This window comes from Niveibacterium terrae, assembly GCF_048213115.1.
GTDB lineage: Bacteria > Pseudomonadota > Gammaproteobacteria > Burkholderiales > Rhodocyclaceae > Niveibacterium > Niveibacterium terrae.
In genome coordinates this window covers 3,170,706-3,194,615 of record NZ_CP172404.1, presented here as the reverse complement: position 1 = coordinate 3,194,615, position 23,910 = coordinate 3,170,706, and the positions used below count along the sequence as shown (strand labels likewise).

At 64.6% G+C, this 23,910-nt stretch carries 25 protein-coding genes; 11 read left to right on the top strand and 14 right to left on the bottom strand.

Features of this window, described 5'->3' with window-relative positions; genetic code table 11:
* Positions 1-2: 2 nt before the first annotated feature.
* Together ACHFB9_RS14810 and ACHFB9_RS14805 are read left to right on the top strand one after the other, a co-directional pair.
* Complete coding sequence (locus ACHFB9_RS14810) at positions 3-1,547, top strand: 2-isopropylmalate synthase (protein ID WP_417068149.1); 1,545 nt, start codon at positions 3-5, stop codon at positions 1,545-1,547.
* Positions 1,548-1,586: 39 nt separating this feature from the next.
* Positions 1,587-2,783, top strand: a complete 1,197-nt coding sequence (locus ACHFB9_RS14805; protein ID WP_417068147.1) for a YihY family inner membrane protein — start codon at positions 1,587-1,589, stop codon at positions 2,781-2,783.
* Here the strand turns inward: ACHFB9_RS14805 and ACHFB9_RS14800 are convergent.
* The gene (locus ACHFB9_RS14800; protein WP_417068146.1) at positions 2,771-4,255 is read right to left on the bottom strand and encodes a hypothetical protein; all 1,485 of its coding nucleotides are present in this window, start codon (positions 4,253-4,255) and stop codon (positions 2,771-2,773) included. The two genes, ACHFB9_RS14805 and ACHFB9_RS14800, sit on opposite strands and share 13 nt — an antisense overlap.
* Before the next feature lie 176 nt (positions 4,256-4,431).
* Between ACHFB9_RS14800 and rpsP the strand changes: the two genes are divergently transcribed.
* The 6 genes from rpsP (at position 4,432) to erpA (ending at position 8,035) form a co-directional block, all read left to right on the top strand.
* Entirely contained in the window at positions 4,432-4,683 is a 252-nt protein-coding gene (gene rpsP / locus ACHFB9_RS14795; RefSeq protein ID WP_417068145.1) for a 30S ribosomal protein S16, read from the top strand.
* Positions 4,684-4,708: 25 nt separating this feature from the next.
* Positions 4,709-5,215, top strand: a complete 507-nt coding sequence (gene rimM / locus ACHFB9_RS14790; protein ID WP_417068144.1) for a ribosome maturation factor RimM — start codon at positions 4,709-4,711, stop codon at positions 5,213-5,215.
* A gap of 56 nt (positions 5,216-5,271) precedes the next feature.
* Positions 5,272-6,012, top strand: a complete 741-nt coding sequence (gene trmD, locus ACHFB9_RS14785; RefSeq protein WP_417071401.1) for a tRNA (guanosine(37)-N1)-methyltransferase TrmD — start codon at positions 5,272-5,274, stop codon at positions 6,010-6,012.
* 79 nt (positions 6,013-6,091) lie between these two features.
* A complete protein-coding gene (rplS, locus tag ACHFB9_RS14780) occupies positions 6,092-6,469 on the top strand; it encodes a 50S ribosomal protein L19 (protein ID WP_417068143.1) in 378 nt (125 codons plus the stop codon).
* 92 nt (positions 6,470-6,561) lie between these two features.
* Positions 6,562-7,590: an N-acetyl-gamma-glutamyl-phosphate reductase gene (gene argC / locus ACHFB9_RS14775; protein ID WP_417068142.1), complete on the top strand. Its 1,029-nt coding sequence runs from the start codon at positions 6,562-6,564 to the stop codon at positions 7,588-7,590.
* A gap of 94 nt (positions 7,591-7,684) precedes the next feature.
* Entirely contained in the window at positions 7,685-8,035 is a 351-nt protein-coding gene (erpA, locus tag ACHFB9_RS14770; protein ID WP_417068141.1) for an iron-sulfur cluster insertion protein ErpA, read from the top strand.
* Between the two features lie 85 nt (positions 8,036-8,120).
* Here the strand turns inward: erpA and gstA are convergent, their stop codons facing one another.
* Complete coding sequence (gstA, locus tag ACHFB9_RS14765) at positions 8,121-8,732, bottom strand: glutathione transferase GstA (protein WP_417068140.1); 612 nt, start codon at positions 8,730-8,732, stop codon at positions 8,121-8,123.
* A gap of 172 nt (positions 8,733-8,904) precedes the next feature.
* Here gstA and ACHFB9_RS14760 point away from each other — a divergent pair, with 172 nt between their 5' ends.
* Positions 8,905-9,165 carry a hypothetical protein gene (locus ACHFB9_RS14760; RefSeq protein WP_417068139.1) on the top strand — a complete coding sequence of 87 codons (261 nt, stop codon included), beginning with the start codon at positions 8,905-8,907 and terminating at the stop codon, positions 9,163-9,165.
* 22 nt (positions 9,166-9,187) lie between these two features.
* On the opposite strand, the gene ACHFB9_RS14755 is transcribed toward ACHFB9_RS14760, so the two are convergent.
* Genes ACHFB9_RS14755 through ACHFB9_RS14730 form a run of 6 tightly spaced genes read right to left on the bottom strand, consistent with a single transcriptional unit; the run spans position 9,188 to position 15,317 of the window.
* Positions 9,188-10,465 (bottom strand): sulfate adenylyltransferase subunit 1, encoded by a 1,278-nt coding sequence (locus tag ACHFB9_RS14755; protein ID WP_417068137.1) that lies wholly within the window; start codon positions 10,463-10,465, stop codon positions 9,188-9,190.
* A gap of 38 nt (positions 10,466-10,503) precedes the next feature.
* Positions 10,504-11,427 carry a sulfate adenylyltransferase subunit CysD gene (gene cysD / locus ACHFB9_RS14750; protein ID WP_417068136.1) on the bottom strand — a complete coding sequence of 308 codons (924 nt, stop codon included), beginning with the start codon at positions 11,425-11,427 and terminating at the stop codon, positions 10,504-10,506.
* A gap of 33 nt (positions 11,428-11,460) precedes the next feature.
* A complete protein-coding gene (locus ACHFB9_RS14745; protein WP_417068135.1) occupies positions 11,461-12,231 on the bottom strand; it encodes a phosphoadenylyl-sulfate reductase in 771 nt (256 codons plus the stop codon).
* Between the two features lie 7 nt (positions 12,232-12,238).
* Positions 12,239-12,838 (bottom strand): DUF934 domain-containing protein, encoded by a 600-nt coding sequence (locus tag ACHFB9_RS14740; RefSeq protein ID WP_417068133.1) that lies wholly within the window; start codon positions 12,836-12,838, stop codon positions 12,239-12,241.
* Entirely contained in the window at positions 12,831-14,510 is a 1,680-nt protein-coding gene (locus tag ACHFB9_RS14735) for a nitrite/sulfite reductase (RefSeq protein ID WP_417068131.1), read from the bottom strand. The genes ACHFB9_RS14740 and ACHFB9_RS14735 overlap by 8 nt, the downstream gene beginning before the upstream one ends.
* Before the next feature lie 27 nt (positions 14,511-14,537).
* Positions 14,538-15,317 (bottom strand): sulfite exporter TauE/SafE family protein, encoded by a 780-nt coding sequence (locus ACHFB9_RS14730; RefSeq protein WP_417068130.1) that lies wholly within the window; start codon positions 15,315-15,317, stop codon positions 14,538-14,540.
* 100 nt (positions 15,318-15,417) lie between these two features.
* Here ACHFB9_RS14730 and ACHFB9_RS14725 point away from each other — a divergent pair, with 100 nt between their 5' ends.
* Positions 15,418-16,359 carry a CysB family HTH-type transcriptional regulator gene (locus tag ACHFB9_RS14725; protein ID WP_417068128.1) on the top strand — a complete coding sequence of 314 codons (942 nt, stop codon included), beginning with the start codon at positions 15,418-15,420 and terminating at the stop codon, positions 16,357-16,359.
* Positions 16,360-16,365: 6 nt separating this feature from the next.
* On the opposite strand, the gene ACHFB9_RS14720 is transcribed toward ACHFB9_RS14725, so the two are convergent.
* The 6 genes from ACHFB9_RS14720 to ACHFB9_RS14695 all read right to left on the bottom strand — a co-directional run bounded on the left by ACHFB9_RS14720 (position 16,366) and on the right by ACHFB9_RS14695 (position 22,192).
* Complete coding sequence (locus ACHFB9_RS14720) at positions 16,366-17,964, bottom strand: response regulator (protein ID WP_417068127.1); 1,599 nt, start codon at positions 17,962-17,964, stop codon at positions 16,366-16,368.
* 80 nt (positions 17,965-18,044) lie between these two features.
* Positions 18,045-19,022 (bottom strand): asparaginase, encoded by a 978-nt coding sequence (locus ACHFB9_RS14715; RefSeq protein ID WP_417068125.1) that lies wholly within the window; start codon positions 19,020-19,022, stop codon positions 18,045-18,047.
* Positions 19,022-19,750 (bottom strand): amino acid ABC transporter ATP-binding protein, encoded by a 729-nt coding sequence (locus tag ACHFB9_RS14710; RefSeq protein ID WP_417068123.1) that lies wholly within the window; start codon positions 19,748-19,750, stop codon positions 19,022-19,024. The genes ACHFB9_RS14715 and ACHFB9_RS14710 overlap by 1 nt, the downstream gene beginning before the upstream one ends.
* A 10-nt stretch (positions 19,751-19,760) precedes the next feature.
* Entirely contained in the window at positions 19,761-20,426 is a 666-nt protein-coding gene (locus tag ACHFB9_RS14705) for an amino acid ABC transporter permease (protein WP_417068121.1), read from the bottom strand.
* A 10-nt stretch (positions 20,427-20,436) separates the two neighbouring features.
* Positions 20,437-21,174: an amino acid ABC transporter permease gene (locus ACHFB9_RS14700; protein WP_417068119.1), complete on the bottom strand. Its 738-nt coding sequence runs from the start codon at positions 21,172-21,174 to the stop codon at positions 20,437-20,439.
* Between the two features lie 103 nt (positions 21,175-21,277).
* Entirely contained in the window at positions 21,278-22,192 is a 915-nt protein-coding gene (locus tag ACHFB9_RS14695) for a transporter substrate-binding domain-containing protein (RefSeq protein WP_417068118.1), read from the bottom strand.
* A 264-nt stretch (positions 22,193-22,456) separates the two neighbouring features.
* Here ACHFB9_RS14695 and ACHFB9_RS14690 point away from each other — a divergent pair, with 264 nt between their 5' ends.
* Positions 22,457-23,899: an HDOD domain-containing protein gene (locus tag ACHFB9_RS14690; RefSeq protein ID WP_417068116.1), complete on the top strand. Its 1,443-nt coding sequence runs from the start codon at positions 22,457-22,459 to the stop codon at positions 23,897-23,899.
* Positions 23,900-23,910: the final 11 nt, after the last annotated feature.

Below are 23,910 nucleotides of genomic sequence, written 5' to 3'. Positions count from 1 at the left end.
CCATGAAAGATCGTCTGGTGATCTTCGATACGACGCTGCGCGATGGCGAACAAAGCCCCGGCGCCGCGATGACCCGCGATGAGAAGCTGAGGATTGCCCGCCAGCTCGAACGGCTGCGCGTCGACGTGATCGAAGCGGGCTTCGCTGCGGCGAGCCCTGGGGATGCGGAGGCGATCCGGGCGATCTCGGAAACCATCAAGGATTCGGTCGTCTGCTCGCTGGCGCGGGCGAACGAGCGCGACGTGCGGGCCGCTGGTGAGGCTATCCAGAGTGCGGCGCGCGGCCGGATCCACACCTTCATCGCGACCAGCCCTATCCACATGGAGAAGAAGCTGAGGATGACGCCCGATCAGGTCGTCGAAGCGGCGATCGCGTCGGTCAAGCTCGCGCGGCAGTTCACCGACGACGTCGAATTCTCGGCCGAGGATGCGGTCCGTTCCGATACCGATTTCCTGATCCGGATCTTCGATGCGGTGATCCGCGCCGGTGCGACGACGATCAACGTTCCCGATACGGTCGGTTATGCGATTCCGTCGCTGTGGGGCGAGCGGATCCGCGAGCTGATCGCCCGGGTGCCCGGCTCCGACAAGGTGGTCTGGTCGACGCACTGCCACAACGATCTGGGCATGGCCGTCGCAAACTCGCTGGCCGCGGTCCAGGCCGGAGCACGGCAGGTTGAATGCACGATCAACGGCCTCGGTGAGCGGGCCGGCAACGCTTCGCTCGAAGAGGTCGTGATGGCGGTGCGTACCCGTCCGGACCTGTTTGCAGTCGAGACCGGGATCGATACGACCCAGATCATCGCGACCTCGAAGCTCGTCTCCAGCATCACCGGCTATCCGATCCAGCCGAACAAGGCGATCGTCGGTGCGAACGCCTTCGCGCACGAGTCGGGAATCCACCAGGACGGTGTGCTGAAGAACCGCGAAACCTACGAGATCATGCGCCCCGAGGATGTGGGTCTGAGCTCGAACCGGCTGACTCTGGGCAAGCTCTCGGGCCGCAACGCATTCCGTTCGCGTCTGACCGAGCTGGGAATCCCCGTCGAGTCCGAGGAGCAGCTCAATCACGCCTTTTCCCGCTTCAAGGCGCTGGCCGACAAGAAGAGCGAGATCTTCGATGAGGACATCCAGGCCTTGATGTCGGACGAGGCTTTGCTCGCGCCTCAGGAGCACTACCGGCTGGTCTCGGCCTGCTTCCACTCCGAGACCGGGGAGGCGCCTCGCGCCGCGCTGACCCTCGCGGTCGAGGGCGAGGAGCGCAGGAGCGAAGCGACCGGCAGCGGTCCGGTCGATGCGGGTTTTCGCGCGATCGAGAACGTTGCGCAGAGCGGGGCGACGCTGCTGCTCTATTCGGTCAATGCGATCACGACCGGAACCGACGCGCAGGGCGAAGTGACCGTGCGCCTGTCGCGCGAAGGCCGGATCGTCAATGGCCAGGGCGCCGACACCGACATCATCACCGCTTCGGTCAAGGCCTACCTGAACGCGCTGAACAAGCTCAGATCCGGCGCGATCAAGCTCAACCCCCAGGCCGGAACGGTCTGATTCTCTCTTCCCCCGGCTCCGGGCCGGGGGATCTCTGCGATGACCCGTCACGATATCCAGCGTTTTGCCCGACTTGTCTTCGAGCGCTTCGTTGCCGTCCGGGCGATGACCGTGGCCGGCAGCCTCGCCTTCACGACGCTGCTGTCCTTCGTCCCGCTTCTGGTGGTCGCCTTGACCGTGATCGGGCAGATGCCGGTCTTCGCCCGGCTGGGCCGAACCCTGCGCGCCTTCCTGCTCGAGAACCTGCTCCCCGACCGGGCCGGGAAAGTGATCGCGAGCTATGCGCTGCAGTTCTCCGACAAGGCCGTCGATCTGACCCTGGTCGGCTCTCTGGCGCTGACCGCGACCGCGGTCCTGCTGTTGCTGACGATAGACCGGGTCTTCAATGCGATCTGGATGGTCAAGCGGCCAAGGCCTCTGTGGACGCGTCTGGCCATCTACTGGATGGCGCTGACGCTGGGCCCGCTGATCCTCGCGGCCAGCATCGCCGCGACGACATTTCTGGTCTCGGCTTCGCTGGGGGCGGTCGATGAACCGCTGTGGTTGCGCCACAGTGCCTTCAAGCTGTTGCCACCGCTGCTCTTCACGCTGTTCTTCGCCTTCCTTTACCGGGCCGTACCGAACCGGCGGATCCGCCGCGCCCATGCCTTGATCGGCGGTTTGATCGCGGCGCTGGGGCTGGTGCTGCTGCAGCGCCTGCTGGGGATCTACTTTGCGCGCTTCCCCAGCTACACGCTGCTCTATGGCGCGTTTTCGGTGATGCCAATCTTCCTCGTCTGGCTTTATTCGTCGTGGCTCGTCGTGCTGGGCGGGGCGATCGTCGCGGCGGTGATCCCGGACTTCCTGGCCGAGCGGCGCCTGCTGCCGGGAACGGTTGCCGGGCGCTTCTATGCTGCGCTGCGCCTCGCCGATGCGCTGATCGAGGCCCAGCGCGAGCAGCGGGTGCCCGCTCTGGTCGAACTCGCCCGCATCAGCCGGCAGAGGATAGAGGAGACCGAAGCGATGCTGGAGGCGATGCGGGCCTCGGGCTGGGTGACCGAGACGGACGCCGGAGACTGGGTCATGGTCGGGGCGCCGGCGTCGCTGACCGGCGGGCGCTTGTTCTCCCGCTTCGTGCTGCCCTTCGAAGAGCTCGAAAGGCTGTCAAGAGACGAGGATGCCTGCGGGCGGGACGAGCTGCAGAGAATGCTGGCGCGTCTGCGCCAGGCGCTCGCGGAACCGGCTCAGATCGGGTAGGGGTCGATTTCGAACTGGAACAGCTCGACGCACGCGGTCTGCATGTCCAGACTCAGCAGCCGTCCCTGCGCGATATAGACCCGATCCGCATCCGAGACCAGCGCGAAGCGGCGCGAAGTGTAGGTGCCGGCCGGCGCGAGGATGGCCGGTTGCTTGCGCAGCTCGGGTGCCGCGGGCAGCACCAGCGCTTCGACCATCCGGGTTTCCTGGTTGCGCCCGCCCCGAAAGCCGACGCGAACCGGACTGGCTCCGGTCGAGACGAGCTGCAGGCCCAGTTCGATCTGCAGCGGATTGTCATTGCGGATCCAGCGCACGATGCACAGCGACCACGGAGCGTTTTCGTCCTGCCTCAGCGCGATGGCCATTCCCGCGCTCAGTCCATCGATTCCGGTGGCGACGTGGAGGATCGAATACCCCCCCGGACTCTCGTTGAGTACCTGCCAGTCGTGGATCTTCGCTGAGCCGTCCCGGCCGCTCAGCACTTTCCAGAACGTGTCCAGGCCCGTGCAGGCTTGAACACGGTACTGGGCCTTGCTGCGCGGTCGCTCCCGGCGGGGCTTCTGCGTCCATTCGGTGCGCAGCCGCTGCAGCAGGGTCTGGGGCTGGACTCCGGTGGCGAGCCTGGGAAGTTCGAGTTCGCTGGGCTGCTGCCCGGCTTCCAGCCGCGAGAGCTGGGTGTTGATCAGTCTCGCCAGCGGCAGCGTCGAGAAATAGATCAGGTCCTGGCCTTCCGGTGCGGGCGCGTGCAGCAGGGCCTGGGGGCCGGCGTTCGAGCCCGGATCAAGCCAGTACCAGTAAGAGGTTGGGGGCTCGGGGGCGTAGCGACCGACTTCGATCTGCTCCGCCGCGTGGTTCAGGTAAGTGCTGATCCAGCACAGCTCGTTCTGCGAGAAGCGTTCGAGCTGAAGGGCGCCGAGCGCGAGCAGGCGACGGAATGCGATCGATGCGCTGTTGACCGCTTCGTCCGGGCCGATCGGCGACGACTCCGGGCCGGCCGCGGCGAAGAGGGCGCAGGCGTGAGGCCACAGCTCGTGGGCGTGACCGCCGCCGGCCAGGCCCTGGGTTTTCTGCGCTTCGGCAAGCATCAACAGACCACGCCCGGCCAGATTCTCGATCAGTCTGTGCTGGGGAAGAATCGCCCCGTTCCGGGCCGCAGCGAGCGTGCGCAGGAAGCCGTCGGCAATCGTGATCAGTGCCTCGCTGAGCTGCCGCGCCGACGTGTACAGGTTGCGGCTCAGCGGCAAGCCCGACTCGACGAGGCTGGGCTGAAGTTCGCCGGCCATCCTCAGCGCGCGCGCGCCGAACAGCTCGATGCAGCGGTGATGCTGCTGGGGCGCGATGCCGGGAAGGGCGAGCGCGTCGAGCTGGCGTCGCAGCTGGGCGAGTTCCTCGGCGATGGTGGGCGGAGGAGGGCTGGCCAGCCAGTCGAGAAGCCCGGAGACCATTCCGGAGGCGGTGTCGGTGGGCGTCATGGTGACAAGTTGTGAGCTATCCATCCATTGTAGGGAATAACGCGCCTTCGTCGAGCGACGTAGTGCGCGGGCGGATGCACGCCAAGCTGGCTTTCCTGTGCCATGCTTCTTGCGGGAAAGTCGGGTATCTGGTATTTTGGCAAGCTTTTCTGAATAGTCAGTACAGGATAATTATCATGGTTGTGATCCGACTTGCCCGGGGCGGCGCCAAGAAGCGTCCGTTCTACAACATCGTTGCGACCGATTCCCGCAGCAGCCGTGATGGCCGCTTCATCGAACGCGTCGGTTTTTACAATCCGGTGGCTTCCGGTGCCGAGCAAACGCTCGTCCTCAACACTGAACGTCTGGCCTACTGGCAGGCGAACGGTGCCAAGCTGTCGCTGACCGTGGCTCGCCTGGTCAAGCAAGGCGCCAAGGCTGCAGCCTGATCCGCGCGGAAAACAGGCCGGGCAGATGATCGTACTCGGTCGCATTTCCGAAGCCTTTGGCATTCAGGGTTGGGTGCGGGTTCAAGCCTTTGGCGATGATCCCTTGTCCTGGCGCAGGATGCCGAAGTGGTGGCTCAGTTCCGATCCGGATGCCGCAGATGACGCGTGGCGCCCCGTCGGCTTGAGAGCTTGTCGCGCCCAGGGAAAAGGCATTGTTGCCGCCTTCGCGGAAGTCGAAGACCGCAACGGAGCCGAAGCGCTGGCCGGACTCTATATCGGAGCTCCGCGCGATGCGCTGCCTGAAACCGCCAGTGGCGAGTACTACTGGGGCGACCTGGTGGGCCTCTCCGTCGAGAACAAGGCTGGAGTCGTACTGGGCGTCGTCGATAGCCTGGTTTCGACCGGCGCGCACGACGTGCTGCAGATCAGGGACGGTGAGGTCGAGAGGCTGATCCCGTTTGTCGCCGCCTACGTCCTCGACGTTGATCTCGACGCGAAGCGCATTCTGGTCGACTGGGAAGCCGACTGGTGAGCCTGAAGGCCGAAGTTCAGCTTCGCCGCTATGCTGCGGTGACGCTGTTTCCGGAGATGTTCGCAGCCTTGACGGGAAGCGGCATCACCCGGCGCGCGATCGATCGCGAACTCTGGCAGCTCAGCTTCCAGAATCCGCGCGATTTCACGTCGGACCGGCATCGCACCGTCGATGATCGCCCTTATGGGGGCGGCCCCGGCATGGTAATGCTGGTCGAACCGCTTGAAGCGGCGATCGCTGCGGCGAAGGCCGAAGTCGAAGCGGCTGGCGAGGCCGCTCGCGTGGTCTACCTTTCCCCCCAGGGGAAGAGGCTGGATCACGAAGCGGTGATGGAGCTGGTCGCTCAGCCGGCGCTGGTCTTCGTCTGTGGTCGCTATGAAGGCGTGGACCAGAGGCTGATCGATCGCTGTATCGACATGGAAGTGTCGGTTGGGGATTTTGTCGTATCAGGCGGAGAGCTGCCGGCGATGCTGCTGATCGATGCGCTGGTGCGTCAGTTGCCCGGCGCCTTGAACGACGCGGAATCGGCCGAAGAGGATTCTTTCTTCGGCGGCCTGCTCGATTGCCCGCATTACACGCGTCCCGAGTCCTACCAGGGGTGCGAGGTTCCCGACGTGCTGATGTCGGGAGATCATGCGAGAATCCGGCGGTGGCGACTGAAACAGTCGCTCGGAAGAACATGGCTCAGGCGCCCCGATCTCCTCGAGGGCCGGGTGCTGAGCAAAGAGGAAGTTCGCCTGCTGGAAGAGTTCCGGCGGGAGAATGCAGCAAAACAGGATCCGGCTTCGCCGACCTGACATAAACGCACGCATCAGGTGGCGACCTGCTCTGCGTGGAAGGCCAAAGGCCATCGTGGTTTTTTACAGGAGCACGCAAATGAATCTGATCCAGCAACTCGAGCAGGAAGAAATCGCCCGCCTGGGCAAGACCATCCCTGATTTCGCCCCCGGCGACACCGTCGTCGTCCAGGTCAAGGTCAAGGAAGGCACCCGTGAGCGTCTGCAGGCTTACGAAGGCGTCGTGATCGCGAAGCGCAACCGCGGTCTGAACTCCGCGTTCATCGTCCGCAAAATCTCTTCGGGCGAAGGCGTCGAACGTACCTTCCAGACCTACTCCCCGCTGGTCGCCGCGATCGAAGTGAAGCGCCGTGGTGATGTGCGTCGCGCCAAGCTGTACTATCTGCGCGAACGTTCGGGCAAGTCGGCTCGTATCAAGGAAAAGCTGACCACCAAGGCCTCCAAGGCAGCCGAGTAAGAGCGGGCTGTTTCGGTCGAAAACGCCCCGCGAGTCGGGGCGTTTTTACATCGTCGGCCGAACGGAGTGTTTATGTTTTCGGGAGTACGAGCATGATCAAGGTAGGCATCGTTGGTGGCACCGGGTACACCGGGGTCGAACTTCTCAGGCTTCTGGTTCAACACCCTGAGGTGGAGCTGAAAGTCATCACCTCGCGCGGCGATGCCGGCACTGCGGTGGCCGACATGTTTCCCAGTCTGCGCGGGCGCGTTCCGCTCCGCTTCGTCGATCCGCAACAGGCCGACCTGAACGCCTGCGACGTCGTGTTCTTCGCGACTCCGCACGGCGTCGCGATGGCTCAGTCTCCCGATCTGCTCGCGCACGGCGTCAAGGTCATCGATCTGGCGGCCGACTTCCGGATCAAGGACGTCGCCGAGTTCGAGAAGTGGTACAAGATTCCCCACACCGAGAAGGCGCTGCTCGACGAGGCCGTCTATGGTCTGCCCGAGATGCGCCGCGCCGAGATCGCCAAGGCGCGCATCGTCGCGAATCCGGGCTGCTATGCGACGGCCGTCCAGCTGGGCTTCTTGCCGCTGGTCGAAGCCGGGGTCGTCGACCTGGGCTCGCTGATCGCCGACGCGGCGTCCGGAGTTTCCGGCGCCGGCCGCAAGGCCGCAGTGGGCAGCCTGTTCTCCGAGGCGAGCGACAACTTCAAAGCCTACGGAGTCGGTGGCCACCGCCATCTTCCCGAAATCCGCCAGGGCCTCGCCGCCGCGGCCGGGCAGCAAGTCGGCCTGACCTTCGTGCCTCACCTGACTCCGGCCATCCGCGGCATCCATGCGACGCTCTATGCCCGTCTGACCCGTGAGGTCGATGTCCAGGCCCTGTACGAGAAGCGTTTTGCGGGCGAGTCCTTCGTCGACGTGATGCCGGCCGGCAGCACGCCCGACACCCGCTCGGTGCGCGCATCCAACACCTGCCGGATCGCCGTGCACCGGCCTCAGGGCGGTGACACCGTCGTCGTGCTGGTCGTCGAGGACAACCTCGTCAAGGGCGCGGCCGGCCAGGCGGTTCAGAACATGAACCTGATGTTTGGCCTCGCCGAGACGACTGGACTGATGCAGGTTCCGGTTCTCCCCTGAGCGGGAACTTTACTTTATTGATTGAGGTCAATGTCGTTTGACCGGTCGGGACATTGGGTTCCATAATCCGCGTCTCACGAATCAGGAGCGAGTGATGGATGCAGTAGCCGAAACTCCGGAAGTGCTTTTCTTCTCGGACAGCGCGGTAAATAAGGTGCGCGAGCTGATCGCCGAAGAGGGAAACCCGGATCTGAAGCTCCGCGTGTTCGTCAGCGGTGGCGGGTGCTCGGGCTTCCAGTACGGTTTCACCTTCGATGAGATCGCCAACGACGACGACACGCTGGTCGTCAAAGGCGGCGTGACGCTGCTGATCGATCCGATGAGCTACCAGTATCTGGTCGGCGCCGAGATCGATTACTCGGAAGGCCTCGAAGGGGCTCAATTCGTGATCAAGAATCCGAACGCGACCAGCACCTGCGGTTGCGGATCGTCGTTCTCGGTCTGAGTCCGGACGCGCCTGCGCGTATCGCGCGCAAGCCCCCGAAAAAAGCCTCGCATCGCGAGGCTTTTTTGCTTTCCGGCGGCCGGGATCAGCCGAGCAGGCCTTCGTCCTTCAAGACCTGATGCACGGCCGCCCGGGCGGCGATCCGGGTCTGATAAGCGACGAGCGCAGGCCAGGGCGTGAGCGGGATCTTCAGGAAGCTCGTCCAGTTCAGGCAGGTGAAAAGATAGGCATCGGCGACGCTGAAAGCGCCGAGCAGGTAGTCCTGTTCGCCGAGCTCGCCGACGATCCAGTCGAAGCGGGCGGACAGCTTCGCCCAAGTCGCGTCCTTCACTTCCTGGCTGCTTTGCGGATTCCACATCGGGCCGAAGCTCTTGTGGATCTCGGTTGCGATGAAGTTGAGCCACTCCTGGAGGCGGTAGCGCGCCAGCGTGCCATTGGCCGGAGCGAGGCCGCGCTCCGGAGCCTGGTCGGCGACGTACTGCAGGATCGCCGCCCCTTCAGTGAGCAGCTCACCGTCGTCGAGGACGAGAGCGGGCACATAGCCTTTCGGGTTGATCGCGGCGAAGTCCGCGCCGGACTCGGTGCGGTGCGGTGTTTCGCGCAAGTTCACTTTCTCGACCGAGAACGCGAGACCGGATTCGGCCAGGGCGATGTGCGAGGCCAGTGAGCAGGCGCCGGGGGCGTAGTACAGCTTCATGTGCTTCTCCTGTCGTTGGGGACGAGCGGGCAATCTTACGCTGCCGCGGCGGGCTTCCGGGCTTGAAAGCTTTTCTGACACTCGTTTTCAGCTTGGCTGTGGATTTGGGGCTAAATTTACCCTGGTCCGCCACCGAGCCTTTCCGAAGGGCTCATCTCTGCAGGGAGACACCATGAATATCCGTCCCATCCTGATCGTCGCCATTCTGTCCGCTGCCACCGCCGCGAACGCCGCCTCGGTGCAGATCCTCCACGAGGGCCGAGTTGTCGCGGCGGTCGTGACGGATAAGGAAGTTTCGCGGATCAGCGCCGAGAGCGTGAAGACATCCCCAGACGGAAAGCAGGTCCATGCCCGGGGGCAGGTCGAGATCAAGCTCGGTCAGGGAGACAGCGAGACGACGATCCGGGCCGAGGAGGCCCGGATCCTCAAGTAAGCGCCTTTCCCTGCCGTGGGGCTTAGAGGATCATGCCGGCACCGACGGTGTTGTTGCTGCTCTCGTCGATGACGATGAAAGCGCCTGTCGCGCGGTTGAGCGCGTAGGGATCGGCGAAGATCGGCTGCGCAAGGCGGAAAGAGACTTCGGCGATGTCGTTCATCGCGAGTTCGGTCGCCGCGAGCTGCTGCTGGGTATTCGCATCCAGCTTGTAGGCGATACCGGCGAGCTTGGCCTTGACGGTGCGGGACGTGTGGCGGATCAGATAGCTGCGAGCCGGCGAGAGCGGAGCCTCGGCAAGCCAGCACAGCATTGCGTTGAGTGTTTTCTTCTCTTCGGGGGACTGGCCGGTTTTGACGATCATGTCGCCACGCGAGATGTCGACTTCATCTTCGAGCAGCAGCGTGACCGACTGCTCCGCCTGACCGGAGGCGATCGCCTCTCCGCCCAGATGGACGGCCTTGATGCGCGACTCGCGTCCCGAGGGGAGCACGGTGACCGCATCGCCGGCACGGATCGCGCCGGACTCGATTCTTCCCATGAAGCCGCGGTAGTCGTGCAGCTCCGGGTCGTCCGAGGCCTGCGGGCGGCAGACGTACTGGACGGGGAAGCGGAAAGCCTCCCGGCTCGCATCGTGCGCGACCGGAGCGGCCTCGAGCACTTCGAGCAGGGTCGGCCCCTCGTACCAGTCCATCGTTTCGCTTCGGTCGACGATGTTGTCGCCGACCAGGGCCGAGACCGGGATGAACTGCAGCGAATCGGTCGAAATTCCGAGATTGGCGGCGAACTCTACATAATCTGCGCGGATCTTCGCGAAAGTCTGCTGTTCGTAGCCGACCAGATCCATCTTGTTGATCGCGACGACGAGGTGAGGAATTCCGAGCAGATGGGCGAGGGTGCTGTGGCGCCGGGTCTGGGTCAGCATGCCGCGGCGCGCGTCGATCATGATGATCGCGAGCTGGGCCGTCGAAGCGGCGGTGACCATATTGCGCGTGTACTGCTCGTGCCCTGGCGCGTCGGCGATGATGTACTTGCGCGTGCCGGTCGAGAAGTAGCGATAGGCGACGTCGATCGTGATGCCCTGTTCGCGTTCGGCCTGCAGGCCGTCGGTCAGCAGCGACAGGTCGACCGCGGAGAGGCCGCGCTTCTTCGAAGTCTTCTCGATCGCGCTCAGCGCATCGGCGAGGATGGCTTTCGTGTCGTAGAGCAGGCGGCCGATCAGCGTGCTCTTGCCGTCGTCGACGCTGCCGCAGGTCAGAAAGCGCAGCAGGCCGTTGTCTTGGTTCGGGGTATGTTCCATCGCGGGGTTCCGGTCCGTTCGTTCTGTCGGGGAGCTCATCAGAAATAGCCTTCCTTCTTGCGCTGCTCCATCGAGGCTTCGGAGGTTTGATCGTCGAGCCGGGTCGCGCCGCGCTCGGTGATCGTCGTCGTCGCGGTCTCGCGGACGATCGCGTCCAGCGTCGCGGCCGTCGACTCGACCGGTGCCGTGCAGCTGATGTCGCCGACCGTACGGAAGCGCACCGACAGCTCTTCGACGAAGTCTCCTTCGCGGGCCGGAGTCTGTTCGGTCACCGGCTGGAGCAGCGCGCCGCGGCGCACGATCGGGCGTTTGTGCGCGAAGTAGATGCTCGGCAGCGCGAGCTTCTCGCGGGCGATGTATTGCCAGACGTCCATCTCGGTCCAGTTGCTGATCGGGAAGGCGCGGATGTTCTCGCCCTTGAAGGCCCGGGCGTTATAGAGGTTCCACAGCTCGGGTCTCTGGTTCTTCGGATCCCACTGGCCGAATTCGTCGCGAAAGCTCATGACCCTTTCCTTGGCGCGGGCTTTCTCTTCGTCGCGGCGGGCCCCGCCTATGCAGCAGTCGAACTCGAACTCGGCGATCGCTTCGAGCAGAGTCACCGACTGGTGCTTGTTGCGCGATTCGGTCGGCGACTTGAGCACGACCGAGCCGCGCGCGATCGAGTCCTCGAGCGAACGGACGATCAGCCGCTCGCCCAGCTCGGCGACCCGCGCATCGCGGAACGCGATCACTTCCGGGTAGTTGTGACCGGTGTCGATATGCATCAGCGGAAACGGGAACCGCCCCGGGCGAAATGCCTTCTCGGCGATCCGCAGCAGACAGACCGAGTCCTTGCCGCCCGAGAACAGCAGCACCGGGCGTTCGCACTGGCCGGCGACCTCGCGCATGATGTGGATCGCTTCGGCTTCGAGCCAGTCGAGGTGGGAAAGGGGGGGCAGGGGATTCTGGGGCAGGGAATTCATGTCGATGCTTTCAGCGAAATGCCTGGAGGGCGCTCAGGGCTTCTTCACGTGCAGGCCGCACTCTTTGGTTTCGGGATTTTCCCACCACCAGCGACCGGCGCGGACGTCCTCGCCGAGCGCGATCGCCCGGGTGCAGGGGGCGCAGCCAATGCTCGGGTAGAACGCATCGTGCAGCGCGTTATAGGGCAGGTCGTGGATCCGGATATAGGCCCAGATCTCTTCCTCGCTCCAGTCGAAGAGCGGATTGAATTTTTCGAGGCCGTTGCCGGAGTCGAATTCGCGCGGCGCGAGTTCGGTGCGGGTCGCGCTCTGCGCCGCGCGCAGGCCGGTGATCCAGGCGCGCTTGCCGGCCAGCGCCCGGCGCAGTGGCTGGACCTTGCGGATGCCGCAGCAGGCGCGACGCAGCTCGACCGAGTCGTAGAAGGCATTGATGCCTTGCTCACGCACGAAGGCCTCGACCGCCGGAGCCTCGGGGAAGTAGATCTTCAGACGAGTCTGGTAGCGCTTTTCGACTTCGCCGATCAGCGTATAGGTCTCGGGGGGGAGCCTGCCGGTGTCGAGCGAGAAGATCTCGATCGGCAGCGCCTCGCCGAGGATCAGATCGGTCAAGACCATATCCTCGGCGCCCAGGCTGTTCGCGAAAGCGACGGCGCCATCCTCGCCGAACTCGGCGATCGCCGCATGGAGCAGCTCGAGGGTCCGGGTGCGGCGGATCGCGACCGTCGTGACGAGTTCTTCGCTCAATACCGGCGACGTGGCCGGGTTCTTCGCGCGCGGTTTCAAAATCGAAATGGTTTCACTCATGATCTTCTCAGCTTCGCGCGTGGCGGCGCCACAGCGGTTGAGGGTCGTCGGCGGCGCCCTGGTAGGGGTCGGAAAAGTCCTTGAAGCTCGCCAGCGCGTCGCTTGCCGAGCGGTCGGCACGCAGGGTCCAGGCATCGAAGCCGCAGCGCTGCATGAAGTAGAGCTGATCGCGCAGCACGTCGCCGATCGCGCGCAACTCGTTGCGGTAGGCGTAGCGGGTGCGCAGCAGCGCCGCGCTGGAGAAGCCGCGACCGTCGATGAACTTCGGGAAATCCAGCGCGATCACCGGCAGCGCGTTGATATCGTCGAGCGAAGCGACTAGATCCTCGACGAGCTCGAAACTCGCGAGCCAGACGCCCAGCTTGCCGACGGCGAGGCGGGGGGCGAGCTCGGCGCGCCGCGCAAGCCATACGGCCAGAGGCACGATGACCGGGCCCGCCGGAATTTCGACCGAGGCGATCCGCTCGGCGGAGGCAGCCTCGGCGCCGGTCAGCTTGAACTGCACGGGTTTGCCGGCTTGCTTCTCGACATCCTCGGGGATCGTCGGATAGCGGACCAGGATCCATTCGTCGTCGCCGATGGCGCCATTCTTGATCAGCTCAGACATTCTCAAGCTCCTTGTTCGCGGTGCTGCCGTAGAGGCGGGCCTTGAAGGGATCCAGGCCGATGCGGCGGACGACGTCAATGAAGCGTTCGTCGCCTTCGCGGTGTTCGACGAAGACATCGATGATCTTCCCGATCACATCGGGGATCTGCGCGGCCGGGAAGGCCCGGCCAACCACCGAGGCCAGTGCGGTCGCGTTGCCCTGTGAGCCGCCCAGCGAGACCTGGTACCACTCCTCCCCTTCCTTGTCGACGCCGAGGATGCCGATGTGGGCCACATGGTGGTGGCCGCAGCTGTTCATGCAGCCGGAGATGTTCAGTTCGATCTCGCCGAGCTCAAACAGGTAGTCGAGCTCGTCGAAGCGCTTCTGGATCGCTTCGGCGATCGGAATGCTCTTCGCGTTGGCGAGCGAGCAGAAATCGCCACCGGGGCAGCAGATGATGTCGGTCAGCAAGCCGATGTTCGGCGTCGCGAGGCCCGCGTCGCGGGCGGTCCGCCACAGCGCGGGCAGATCGGCGAGTTTGACGTCGGCGAGGATCAGGTTCTGTTCGTGCGAGGCGCGCAGCTCGCCGAAGCTGTAGCGGTCGGCCAGATCCGCGACCGTCTCCATCTGTTCGGCCGTGATGTCGCCGGGGGCGACGCCGGTCTTCTTCAGCGACAGCGTGACGGCGCGGTAACCTGGGCGCTGGTGAGCGTGGACGCAGCGCTTGACCCAGGCTGTGAAGGCCTTGTCCGCGGTCAGCGCGGCCGTGAAGCCCGCGTCCTCGTCGGCGAGCGTTTCGTAGGCGGGCGGCGCGAAGTGGCGGGCGACGCGGTCGAGCTCGGTCTGGCTCAGCGTGCTCGGGCCGTCCTTCCAGAAAGCCCATTCCTCGTCGACCTGGCGGCGGAACTCTTCGATGCCGAGCGACTTGACGAGGATCTTTATCCTCGCCTTGTAGGAATTGTCGCGGCGTCCGTAGCGGTTATAGACGCGCAGAATGGATTCACAGTAGGTGATCAGGTGCTTCCAGGGGAGCCAGTCGCGAACCAGCGTGCCGATGACCGGCGTGCGCCCCAAGCCGCCGCCGACCCAGACCTTGACGCCGAGTTCGCCCGCCGTGTTGCGCAGGAATTCGAGTCCGATGTCATGGACGCGGACGACCGCGCGGTCGTGCTCGGCCCCGTTCAGTGCGAACTTGAACTTGCGCGGCAGAGCGGCGAACTCGGGGTGGAAGCTGCTCCATTGACGGAGGATCTCGGCCAATGGGCGGGGATCGACGATTTCGTCCGGCGCGACGCCGGCAAACTGATCGGTCGTGATGTTGCGGATGCAGTTGCCCGAGGTCTGGATCGCGTGCAGTTGAACGGTCGCGAGTTCGGCGAGGATGTCCGGAACGACCTCCAGACTGGGCCAGTTGAACTGGATGTTCTGGCGCGTCGAGAAGTGCGCATAGCCGCGATCGTAGCGGCGCGCGATATCGGCGAGCTTCCTCAGCTGGTGGCTCGCGAGCAGGCCGTAGGGGTTCGCGATGCGCAGCATCGGAGCGTGGCGCTGGATGTAGAGTCCGTTCTGCAGGCGCAGCGGACGGAACTCGTCCTCGCTGAGCTCGCCGGCCAGATAGCGGCGGGTCTGATCCCGGTATTGCGCGACGCGTTCGTCAACGATGCGCTGGTCGTATTGGTCGTAGCGGTACATCGCCTGTCTTTCTATCGAATCTGAAGTTCAGTGTGTGATCAGCCTGGCCCCGACCAGAACAAGCATCAGGGCCAGAGCGGAGCGCAGGAATTTTTCCGGAAGCTTGGCGGAGAGCTGGCTTCCCAGCCAGATCCCGGGCAGCGATCCGATCAGCAGACTGCCCAGTAGGCGCCAGTCGATGCTGCCCAGCCACCAGTGCCCCAGGCCGGCCACCAGCGTCAGCGGCACCGCATGGGCGATGTCCGAGCCGACGATCTTGGCGGTCGGCAGGCGCGGGTAGAGGAAGAACAGGACCGTGACACCCAGCGCGCCCGCGCCGACCGATGAGATCGAAACCAGCACGCCCAGCACGGCGCCGGTCAGCACGGTCAGCAGCCAGGTCTGACGCGGATCGCGCGCAGAGGCCGAATGCGCGAGCGAAAAGCGCTGGAGGCGCTGGCGAAAGACCAGAGCCAGTGCGGTCAGGAGCAGCGCGATGCCCAGCGCGACCGAGATCAGCGTTGCCGCAGCGCCGATTCCGCCCGGGAAGAAACGGTGGATGGCCAGCAGGCTCAGCGCTGCGGCAGGCAGGCTACCGGTGGCCAGCGCGCCGCTGATCTTCCAGTCCACGCTGCCGCGCAAAGTGTGCGCGGCAGTGCCGCCGGCCTTGGTCACCGACGCATAGAGCAGGTCGGTGCCGACCGCGACCGAAGGGTGGATGCCGAACAGCAGCACCAGCAGCGGTGTCATCAGCGAGCCTCCGCCGACGCCGGTCAGACCGACGATCGCGCCAACGGCGAAACCTGCGAGGGGGTAGGCGAAATCCATAGCGATTCAGGACAAAAGTGAGAGTCAATCTTAATGGAAGGGTTAATTCCTTTAACTGCCAGGATGTTAGACTCTAAGAACGATTTGCTATAAAGACGTCATGAACCTCCAACAGTTGCGCTACATCGTCGAAGTCGTCCGCGCCGGCCTCAATGTCTCGGAGGCTGCCGATGCGCTCTATACGTCCCAGCCCGGGGTCTCCAAACAGATCCGCCTGCTCGAGGACGAGCTCGGTATCGAAGTCTTCGTCCGTCACGGCAAGCGGCTGACCGGAGTCACCGAGCCCGGACAGAAGGTCGTTGCGATCGCCGAGCGGATGCTCGGCGAGATCGACAGCCTGAAGAAAGTCGGCGCCGAGTTCCGCCACGAATCCGAAGGGGCGCTGAACATCGCCTGTACGCACAACCAGGCGCGCTATGCCTTGCCCCGGGTCATTCAGGCCTTCGTGCAGAAATACCCGAAAGTGCGCCTGATGCTCCATCAGGGCAATCCGCGCCAAGTCTGCCAGTGGGTGCTGGATGGAGAGGCGGATCTGGCGATCGCGACCGAGGCCATCCACGAGACCGAAGGTCTGGTGTCGCTGCCCTGCTACCAGTGGAACCGCGTCGTCGTCGCGACACCCCGTCATCCGATTCTGCAGGCGAACCCGCTGACGCTCGAAGAGATCGCCAAGTACCCGGTTGTCACTTACGACACGACGGTCGCCGGCCGCTCCCAGGTCAACAAGGCTTTCGCCGCGCGGGGGTTGCGCCCCAACGTGCTGTTGGCGGCGCTCGACGCCGATGTGATCAAGACCTATGTTGCGCTGGATCTGGGCGTCGGCATCATCGCGTCTATCGCTTACGACCCGCAGATCGATACCCATCTCGGGAAGATCGATGCGTCCCACCTGTTCGAGTCGGCGGTGACGCGGATCGGCATCCGTCAGAACGCCTATCTGCGCGGTTACGTCTATGGTTTCATCGAACTGCTGGCGAGCCACCTGAACCGCCGGGTCGTCGATGCGGCGCTGGCGGGCGGCGGCAGCGACCCCGGGCTCTGATCCGCTTCAGACGGGCTGGCTGCCGGCTTTGTGGTGCTCGGCGCCGCAGGCGGCGGCCAGCTTGTTGTAGCGGATGTGCCACTCGATCACGCGCCGGTCGCGCGGGGCGGCATTGAAGGCCGTCGCGAGCAGGATACGGCACTGTCGGGCGAGTTCGCCGTCCCAGCTCTCCGCGAGGCTCATCAGCACATACTCGGCGGCCTCGACGCAGGCTTCGATGGCCTGCCCCCGTTCTTCCGTTGCGGCCGGCGTCGGACTCTCTGGCCCTGCCAGCTCTTCGCGTGGCAGCCCGATCCGCTTGAGCAGGGCGTCGAAAGTGGCTCCCCGTCCTTCGCCGTGCTGTGTCAGCTGGCGGGCAAGCATTCCGGCATCCTCCTGCCTTCCGGTCGCGGCGCAGGCGTTCGCGAGTTCGAGCGTCAGCGGCGAACTGATCCCGGTCCCGGACTCGGCATGGAGGGCGAGCGCCGTATCGACGTGGCGGTTGGCCTCCTCGTCGCGCCGGGCGTGATGGGCCACGAGCGCTCCGGCCACTTCGATCGCCATCCGTGTCTGGTTATCGGTGCTTGCGCGCAGATCGTGCTGCATGTCCCGGGCGATCTGTTCGGCCTCGACGCTGGCGTCGTCGGCCTGGGTCGCCCTGAGCAGCTTGAGGTAGTCGCTGACCTGCAGCATCGAGCTCTTGCGTGTGCGTTCGACGACTTTTTGCAGTGCGCCGCGGGCCCGGATGTGATCGCCCTGGGCATCGGCGACATCGGCCAGATGGCGGAGCCGGTCCGTACTCGAGGCGATGTTCGAGGCCCGCTCAAGGTAGTCGGCGGCCTCGGCAAGCTCGCCCTTCTCCTCCTTGAGCCTGGCCATGAAGTCATAGACCGACAGGAATTCGGGGTGTTCGACGTTCAAGGTGCCGGCAATCTGCTCGGCCTCTTCGCTTCGCCCCTGCTTGTGCAAGGTCATCGCGTAGCCCATGCGCGCCCAAGGCACCATGCGCTTTTCGGCAATGCTGTTGTAGAGCGCGGAGGCTTCCTCGATGCGTCCGAGCGATACCAGGACTTCGGCCTTGAGCCTCAGCGTGTCGAGCAGGAAGTGGCTGCTCTTGGCCATGGCCTGATCGCAGGCGCTCAAGGCCTTCTCATGTTCGCCCTGGTCGATCAGCGCATGGGCGATGTGCAGATGGTGTTTGCGCTGCAGCGCGACCCGCAGCCGATCTTCGAGCACTGAGGGCGAGAAGGGCTTGATCAGGTAGTCGTCGGGGGCGAATTCGGCGGCCGCGACGACCCTTGGATACTGGCGCTCGCCGGTGACGATCATGAATATCGTTACGAGCGGCAGGATCTTCTGGTAGCGCAGTTCTTCGAGCAGATGCAGGCCGTCGCTGCGCGGGTCGAGCTGGTGGTCGCAGAGGACGATGTCGAAGGGAGAGGCCGCGTTTCTCAGGTGGCGGATCAGATCCCCGGACGAGCCGGCCATCGACACGCTGACGATGCCGAGCGTGGTCAGCAACTCGCGCAGCCAGGTGCGCACCGAGATGTGCTGGTCGGCGACCAGCGCGCGCATCCCGTTCAATGAGCGGTGTGCCTGGGATGTCCGGCTGTTCAAGGGATTCATGGCGGGGCCGCAAGGCAGGGACAATGCGTCCCTGTCTGTCCTTTACGGCCGGTCTTGTCCGGGCTTGAGGCGGGGGGCATTCAAGGCGCGAGCAGCGTCTTCTGAAGCTGCGCCGCGTCGAAATCGTTGGCCAACGCGAGCATCGCGATGATCCTCGCCTGCCAGGGTGTGTGCGGTCCGGCCGCGAGCGTGCCATGCGCATCATCGTCAAAATTGGCATTGCGCATCACGCCGCCGCAGGGAACCCGGCTCGCCCGGATGACGTGCACGCCCCGGTCGCGAGCCCGCGCGAGCGCCGGCAACCAGGTTTCGGGCACGCTGCCGTGTCCGGTCAGCGCGAGCACCAGCGCGGCAGCGGGGCTCTGATCGATCGCGTCGGACGGGGCGCCGGCGTAAGCGGTGAGCACGTCGACGCGGGGCAGGCGCTCCGGCAGCGCACCGGTGAAGCGCGGCTCGGTCGCGGCGAAGCGGCCGAGCCGGATGTCCAGGCCCAGCGCGTGGCCGAGCGGCCCGTCCTCCCAGGCGCCCAGAGCGTCGGGCGCATGGGTGTGGCGCTTGCTGATCGCGGAGGCGGCCCAGATCCGGTCGTTCGCAACGACGACCGCTCCGGCCGCGGCGAGCTCGGGACGGCTGGCCGCGGCCAGCGCCTGGAGCAGATTCATCGGGCCGTCGGCCGAACGGGCCGTGGCCGGCCTCATCGCGGCGGTCAGCACGACCGGCCTTGCGCGCGGCAGCGTCAGCGCGAGGAAGAAAGCGGTTTCTTCGAGCGTGTCGGTGCCGTGCGTGATCACGATGCCGTCTCGCGCCGGGTCGGCGAGGTGCTCGCGCAGCCGGGTCGCCAGCGTGAGCCAGTGCTCAGGTGTGATGTCCTTGCTGTCGAGCGCGAACAGCGCCGCGGTCTCGATCTCGCCAAGCGTCGCGGCTTCGGGCAGCGCGGCGAGCAGCTCGTTCGCGCCGAGCGCTCCGGCCCGGTAGCGGGAGGTGTCGGTGGCCTCGGCGGCACTGCCGGCGATCGTGCCGCCGGTCGTGATGAGCAGCAGGTGGGGCAGGGTGGGCATCAGTGCGACAGGATCTTGGACAGGAAGGTCTGGGCGCGCTCGGAGCGGGGCTGACCGAAGAACTCTTCCTTCGGCGCGTCCTCGACGATGGCGCCAGCATCCATGAAGATGACCCGGTTTGCAACCTTGCGCGCGAAGCCCATCTCGTGCGTGACGACCATCATCGTCATGCCTTCGGAAGCCAGTTCGACCATCACGTCGAGCACTTCGTTGATCATCTCGGGGTCGAGCGCCGAAGTCGGTTCGTCGAACAGCATGCAGATCGGGTCCATCGCCAGCGCCCGGGCGATCGCGACGCGCTGCTGCTGGCCTCCGGAGAGCTGACCGGGGAACTTGTCCGCGTGGGCCTTCAGACCGACGCGGTCGAGCAGCGCGATGCCTTTTTCGTAGGCTTCGTCCTTGCCGCGCCCGAGCACCTTTTCCTGTGCGATGGTCAGGTTCCTCGCGATGCTCATGTGCGGGAAGAGTTCGAAGTGCTGGAAGACCATGCCGACGTGGGCACGCAGCCGGGGCAGGTCGGTCTTCGCGTCGCCGACCGAGGTGCCATTGACGATGATGCGGCCCTTCTGGATCGGTTCGAGGCCGTTCACGCACTTGATCAGCGTCGACTTGCCCGAACCGGAGGGGCCGCAGACGACGACCACTTCGCCCTTGGCGACGCGGGTGCTGCAATCGGTCAGAACCTGGAACGAGCCGTACCACTTCGATATGTTTTCGATTTCAATCATCAGGGCTTCCTCAGCGGACAATGGCGATCCGCTTCTGCAGACGCTTGACCAGCGTCGAGAGTGAGAAGCAGATGACGAAGTAGATCAGCGCCGCGAACAGGTACATCTCGATCGGGCGGTTGTAGTTCTTGCCGGTGATCTCGGCGGCTTTCAAGAGATCCTTCGCACCGATGATGTAGACGAGGGACGTGTCCTGGAACAGGATGATCGTCTGGGTCAGCAGCACCGGCAGCATGTTGCGGAAGGCCTGGGGCAGCACGATGAGCTGCATCGACTGCCAGTAACTCATGCCCAGCGCGAAGCCGGCATGGACCTGGCCTTTCGCGACGCTCTGGATGCCGGCGCGCATGATCTCGCTGTAGTAGGCCGCTTCGAAGAGCGCGAAGGTGATCAGCGCCGATTTTTCGGCGCCCAAGGGCGTTCCGGTCACGAAGGGGATCACCAGGAAGAGCCAGAGGATCACGATCAGCAGCGGGATCGAGCGCATCGCATTGACGTAGATCGTTGCGAGTGTGGCGAGAGGTCCGTTGCCGTGGATGCGGGCCAGCGCGAGCAGCGTGCCGAGCACGATACCGACGATCATCGCGACCAGGGTCAGATTCAGGCTGAACAGGAAGCCTTCGCCGATGAAGGGCAGGCTGGCGGGGATGACGCTGAAGTCGAAGTTGCTGAACATCGCGTCCCCCTCACTTGGCGCCGGCGATCATGCCGGGGATGCGGGTGTTTTTCTCGATCAGGGTCATGATCCGGTTCGCCGAGAAGGCGCAGAGAATGTAGAGCACAGTGACGACGATCATCGGTTCGAATTCAAGCGCCGCATCTTCCTGCATCTGTTTGGCCTGGAAGGTCAGCTCGAGCACGCCGATCGCGAACGCGACCGCCGAGTTCTTGAACACGTTCATCGCCTCCGACGTGAGCGGCGGCAGCACGACCCGGAAAGCGCGCGGCAGGATCACATAGCGGTAGGCCTGGATTCGCGTGAAGCCCAGCGCCAGCGCGGCATGGGTCTGGCCGCGCGGCAGGCTCTGGATGCCGGCGCGCAGCTGTTCGGCGATCCGCGCCGACGTGAAGAGGCCCAGGGCCAGCGCCGCGGTGATGAATTCCTTGGCCGGCATGTCCTGCTTGACCCACAGGGATAGCTTGGCCGGCAGCAGTTCGGGGACGACGAAGTACCACAGGAAGAGCTGAACCAGCACCGGAATGTTGCGGAAGAGTTCGACCCAGGCCGTTGCCGGAGCGGACAGCCAGCGGCGGGGCGCGGTGCGCAAGGTGCCGATCAGCGAGCCGAGGATCAGCGCGATGAACCAGGCGCTGAGCGCGACAGCCAGAGTCCAGCCCAGGCCGGAAACCATCCAGTTCAGATAAGTTTCGTCGCCGGACTGCACTTGTTCGACGAAGATGTGCCAGTTCCAGTGGTAATTCATGGGGATGTCCAGGAAAGAGCGGACGAGACGGCCGCGATGCGGCCGAACTCATCCTTGCTGCTTGAGAGCCGGGAGAGTCCGGCTCTCCCGGCGGAACGACGGATCAGTGTTTGCCGTTGTACTGCTCGGCCGGCAGGTCGTTCGGATTCGCGAGCGCCTTTTTCAAGGCTTCGCTCATCGGGAAGTTCAGGTTTACGCCCTTGGGCGGAATCGGACTCATGAACCAGCGGGTGTAGAGTTTCGCGATTTCGCCGCGCTTGGCGAGGTCGCGCACCGAAAAGTGCACCATGCCCTTGAACTGCGGGTCGTCCTTGCGCAGCATGATCGCGATCGGTTCGACCGACAGCGCTTCGCCGACGATCGCGTAGTCGCGCGGTGACTTCGAGTTCGCGATCAGACCCAGCAGCAGGTTGTCGTCCATCACGAAGGCGGCGGCGCGATCCGATTCGAGCAGCAGGAAGGAATCGGCGTGATCCTTGCCGTAGACTTCGCGGAAGTTGATGTTGCGGCCCTTCTCGTGCGCTCTGAGCAGCTGGACGCTGGTTGTCCCGGTCGTCGTCGCGACCGACTTGCCGTCGAGTTGGGCGAGGCTGGTGATGCCCGAGCTCTTCTTGGTCGCGATCCGGACGTTGGTGACATAGGTGGTCGGCGCGAAAGCGACCTGGTTCTGGCGGGCGAGGTTGTTCGTCGTCGAGCCGCACTCGAGGTCTACAGTGCCGTTCGCGACCAGGCTGATCCGGTTCTGCGACGTGACGGGCTGGAACTTGACCTGCAGTTTGGGCAGCTTGAGCTTGGTTTTGATCTCGTCGGCGATGCGCAGGCAGATGTCAATGTGGTAGCCGACCGGCTTCTGGCTGGCGTCGAGATAGGACAGCGGGAACGAGGATTCTCGGATGCCCAGCGTGATGCTGCCGCTGTCCTTGATCTTCTTCAGCGTTCCATTGAGCGCTTCGGCATGGGCGGAACCGGTAGTCAGCGCGAGCGCGGTGAAAAGTGATGCGAGCAGAGCGGATTTCATGGGGGGACTCCAGTTCGATGCGCTTTGGTGGAAGAAAATTGCCGACAAAGATGGTTTTGCGGGAAAACGTTGCGATTTTAGCGCGGGAACGGACGGCTTTGCTTATTGCATTTCAGGGCCTGTTGTTATGCTGACATTTTTGGCGGATTTGCCGCCCCGGGCTCTTGACCGTAGCCGGCCTTTTCGTTTTGGGCGGATCGGGAGTCGGCAGGAGCTTATGGAAGGGATTGACCGGGCATGACGGGTGAAAAGGGTGGGAGTCCTGTGACAACTCTTGAAGATGTTCGCCGGATCGGGGCCGCCGGGCTGGTGGCGCAGATCCGCGAGCGCGACATGCCCGCGTTCGGGCGCACCGTCGCGTCGATCGGCGTGCTGACCGGCGACGACAAGGCTTCGGCGTCATCGCTGGCCGCGATCATCCTCCAGGACGCGGCGTTGACGACCAAGGTTCTGAAGCTCGCCAACAGCGTTTATTTCAATCCTGCCCGCGCCCATATCAGCACAGTCAGCCGTGCGCTGGTCGTGCTCGGTTTCGACGTCATCGCGAGCATCGCGGTCAGCCTGATGCTGATCGATGCGCTGCTCTCCGGAGGGCTGCGTGAGCGGGTAGTCGGTGAGATGGGGCGCGCTTTCCATGCCGCGGTTCAGGCGCGAACGCTGGCGGTGCTGCACGGCGAAGCAAATCCCGAGGAGGTCTTCATCTCGGCGCTGCTGGCCCGGGTCGGCGAGATGGCGTTCTGGTGTTTTGGCGATGAAGCGGCGCAATCGCTCGACACGGCGCTCGCGACCGGAGTCAAACCCGAGGTCGCCGAAAGCGAAGTGCTCGGTTTCCGGCTGCGCCAGATCTCGGTCGGTCTCGCGCGGGAGTGGCGGCTGGGCAGCCTGCTGGTCAATACGCTGGAACGGGGCGAGAGCGGAGGCGACCGGGAATCTTCGGTGATCCTCGCCCAGCAGTTCGCGGTCGCGGTCGAGTCCGGCTGGGGCTCGCCCCAGGCGCGCCAGGCGATCGCGAAGATGGCCCGCCACACCGGCCGGCCCGAGAGCGAACTGACCGCGGTGCTGCTCGAGAACGCCGCGGCCGCGGTCAAGACCGCGGCGACCTATGGCGCAGTCGATGCGGCGCGGATGATTCCGGTGCCGGAAGCGCAGGCCGAAGTCCAGGCGATCGAGCCCGAGGAGGTTTCCGGCCCCGATCCGCTGTTGCAACTGAAGATATTGCGTGACCTGTCAATGCTGCTCGGGGGGCGCCCCAGCCTCAACGACATCCTGACTCTGGCCCTCGAAGGGATCTTTCGCGGAATCGGTATGGACCGGGCCTTGTTTGCGCTGGTCAGCGCCGACCGCAAGAAGCTGGTCGGCCGCGCCGCTTTGGGACACGGCGCGACGGCATTCTGTCAGGCCTTCCAGTTCGTGCTCGATGCGAGTCCCGGAGAGCTGATCAATGCGGTGATCGTCAATCAGCAGGCTCTGATCATCCGCACCGCTTTCGAGACTCCGCTGAGGCTGGACAGGTTGATCCGGGCGGGCGGGATGACTCCGTGCATGCTCGCGCCGATCGTGATCCAGGGGCGGGCAATCGGGCTCTTCTACGCCGACCGCGTTTCGGGAGGGGAGATCTCCGAAGACGATGGCCTGGGCTTCTTTCACTTTGCCCAACAGGCTGCGCTGGGTTTTGAACATGTGATGTCGAGGGTTTCGCGGCCGTGATCCGCTAAAAT

What these genes read in the sequence shown, in the direction of transcription:
- ACHFB9_RS14715 (WP_417068125.1), bottom strand. Translation starts at nt 19,022, where the DNA reads ATGCCCACCCTGCCCCACCTGCTGCTCATCACGACCGGCGGCACGATC.
- trmD (WP_417071401.1), top strand. Translation starts at nt 5,272, where the DNA reads ATGTTCGCAGCCTTGACGGGAAGCGGCATCACCCGGCGCGCGATCGAT.
- ACHFB9_RS14695 (WP_417068118.1), bottom strand. Translation starts at nt 22,192, where the DNA reads ATGAAATCCGCTCTGCTCGCATCACTTTTCACCGCGCTCGCGCTGACT.
- ACHFB9_RS14760 (WP_417068139.1), top strand. Translation starts at nt 8,905, where the DNA reads ATGAATATCCGTCCCATCCTGATCGTCGCCATTCTGTCCGCTGCCACC.
- argC (WP_417068142.1), top strand. Translation starts at nt 6,562, where the DNA reads ATGATCAAGGTAGGCATCGTTGGTGGCACCGGGTACACCGGGGTCGAA.
- cysD (WP_417068136.1), bottom strand. Translation starts at nt 11,427, where the DNA reads ATGAATTCCCTGCCCCAGAATCCCCTGCCCCCCCTTTCCCACCTCGAC.
- ACHFB9_RS14810 (WP_417068149.1), top strand. Translation starts at nt 3, where the DNA reads ATGAAAGATCGTCTGGTGATCTTCGATACGACGCTGCGCGATGGCGAA.
- rpsP (WP_417068145.1), top strand. Translation starts at nt 4,432, where the DNA reads ATGGTTGTGATCCGACTTGCCCGGGGCGGCGCCAAGAAGCGTCCGTTC.
- ACHFB9_RS14700 (WP_417068119.1), bottom strand. Translation starts at nt 21,174, where the DNA reads ATGAATTACCACTGGAACTGGCACATCTTCGTCGAACAAGTGCAGTCC.
- ACHFB9_RS14745 (WP_417068135.1), bottom strand. Translation starts at nt 12,231, where the DNA reads ATGAGTGAAACCATTTCGATTTTGAAACCGCGCGCGAAGAACCCGGCC.
- gstA (WP_417068140.1), bottom strand. Translation starts at nt 8,732, where the DNA reads ATGAAGCTGTACTACGCCCCCGGCGCCTGCTCACTGGCCTCGCACATC.
- ACHFB9_RS14725 (WP_417068128.1), top strand. Translation starts at nt 15,418, where the DNA reads ATGAACCTCCAACAGTTGCGCTACATCGTCGAAGTCGTCCGCGCCGGC.
- rimM (WP_417068144.1), top strand. Translation starts at nt 4,709, where the DNA reads ATGATCGTACTCGGTCGCATTTCCGAAGCCTTTGGCATTCAGGGTTGG.
- ACHFB9_RS14805 (WP_417068147.1), top strand. Translation starts at nt 1,587, where the DNA reads ATGACCCGTCACGATATCCAGCGTTTTGCCCGACTTGTCTTCGAGCGC.
- rplS (WP_417068143.1), top strand. Translation starts at nt 6,092, where the DNA reads ATGAATCTGATCCAGCAACTCGAGCAGGAAGAAATCGCCCGCCTGGGC.
- ACHFB9_RS14800 (WP_417068146.1), bottom strand. Translation starts at nt 4,255, where the DNA reads ATGACGCCCACCGACACCGCCTCCGGAATGGTCTCCGGGCTTCTCGAC.
- ACHFB9_RS14755 (WP_417068137.1), bottom strand. Translation starts at nt 10,465, where the DNA reads ATGGAACATACCCCGAACCAAGACAACGGCCTGCTGCGCTTTCTGACC.
- ACHFB9_RS14735 (WP_417068131.1), bottom strand. Translation starts at nt 14,510, where the DNA reads ATGTACCGCTACGACCAATACGACCAGCGCATCGTTGACGAACGCGTC.
- ACHFB9_RS14705 (WP_417068121.1), bottom strand. Translation starts at nt 20,426, where the DNA reads ATGTTCAGCAACTTCGACTTCAGCGTCATCCCCGCCAGCCTGCCCTTC.
- ACHFB9_RS14730 (WP_417068130.1), bottom strand. Translation starts at nt 15,317, where the DNA reads ATGGATTTCGCCTACCCCCTCGCAGGTTTCGCCGTTGGCGCGATCGTC.
- ACHFB9_RS14710 (WP_417068123.1), bottom strand. Translation starts at nt 19,750, where the DNA reads ATGATTGAAATCGAAAACATATCGAAGTGGTACGGCTCGTTCCAGGTT.
- erpA (WP_417068141.1), top strand. Translation starts at nt 7,685, where the DNA reads ATGGATGCAGTAGCCGAAACTCCGGAAGTGCTTTTCTTCTCGGACAGC.
- ACHFB9_RS14720 (WP_417068127.1), bottom strand. Translation starts at nt 17,964, where the DNA reads ATGAATCCCTTGAACAGCCGGACATCCCAGGCACACCGCTCATTGAAC.
- ACHFB9_RS14740 (WP_417068133.1), bottom strand. Translation starts at nt 12,838, where the DNA reads ATGTCTGAGCTGATCAAGAATGGCGCCATCGGCGACGACGAATGGATC.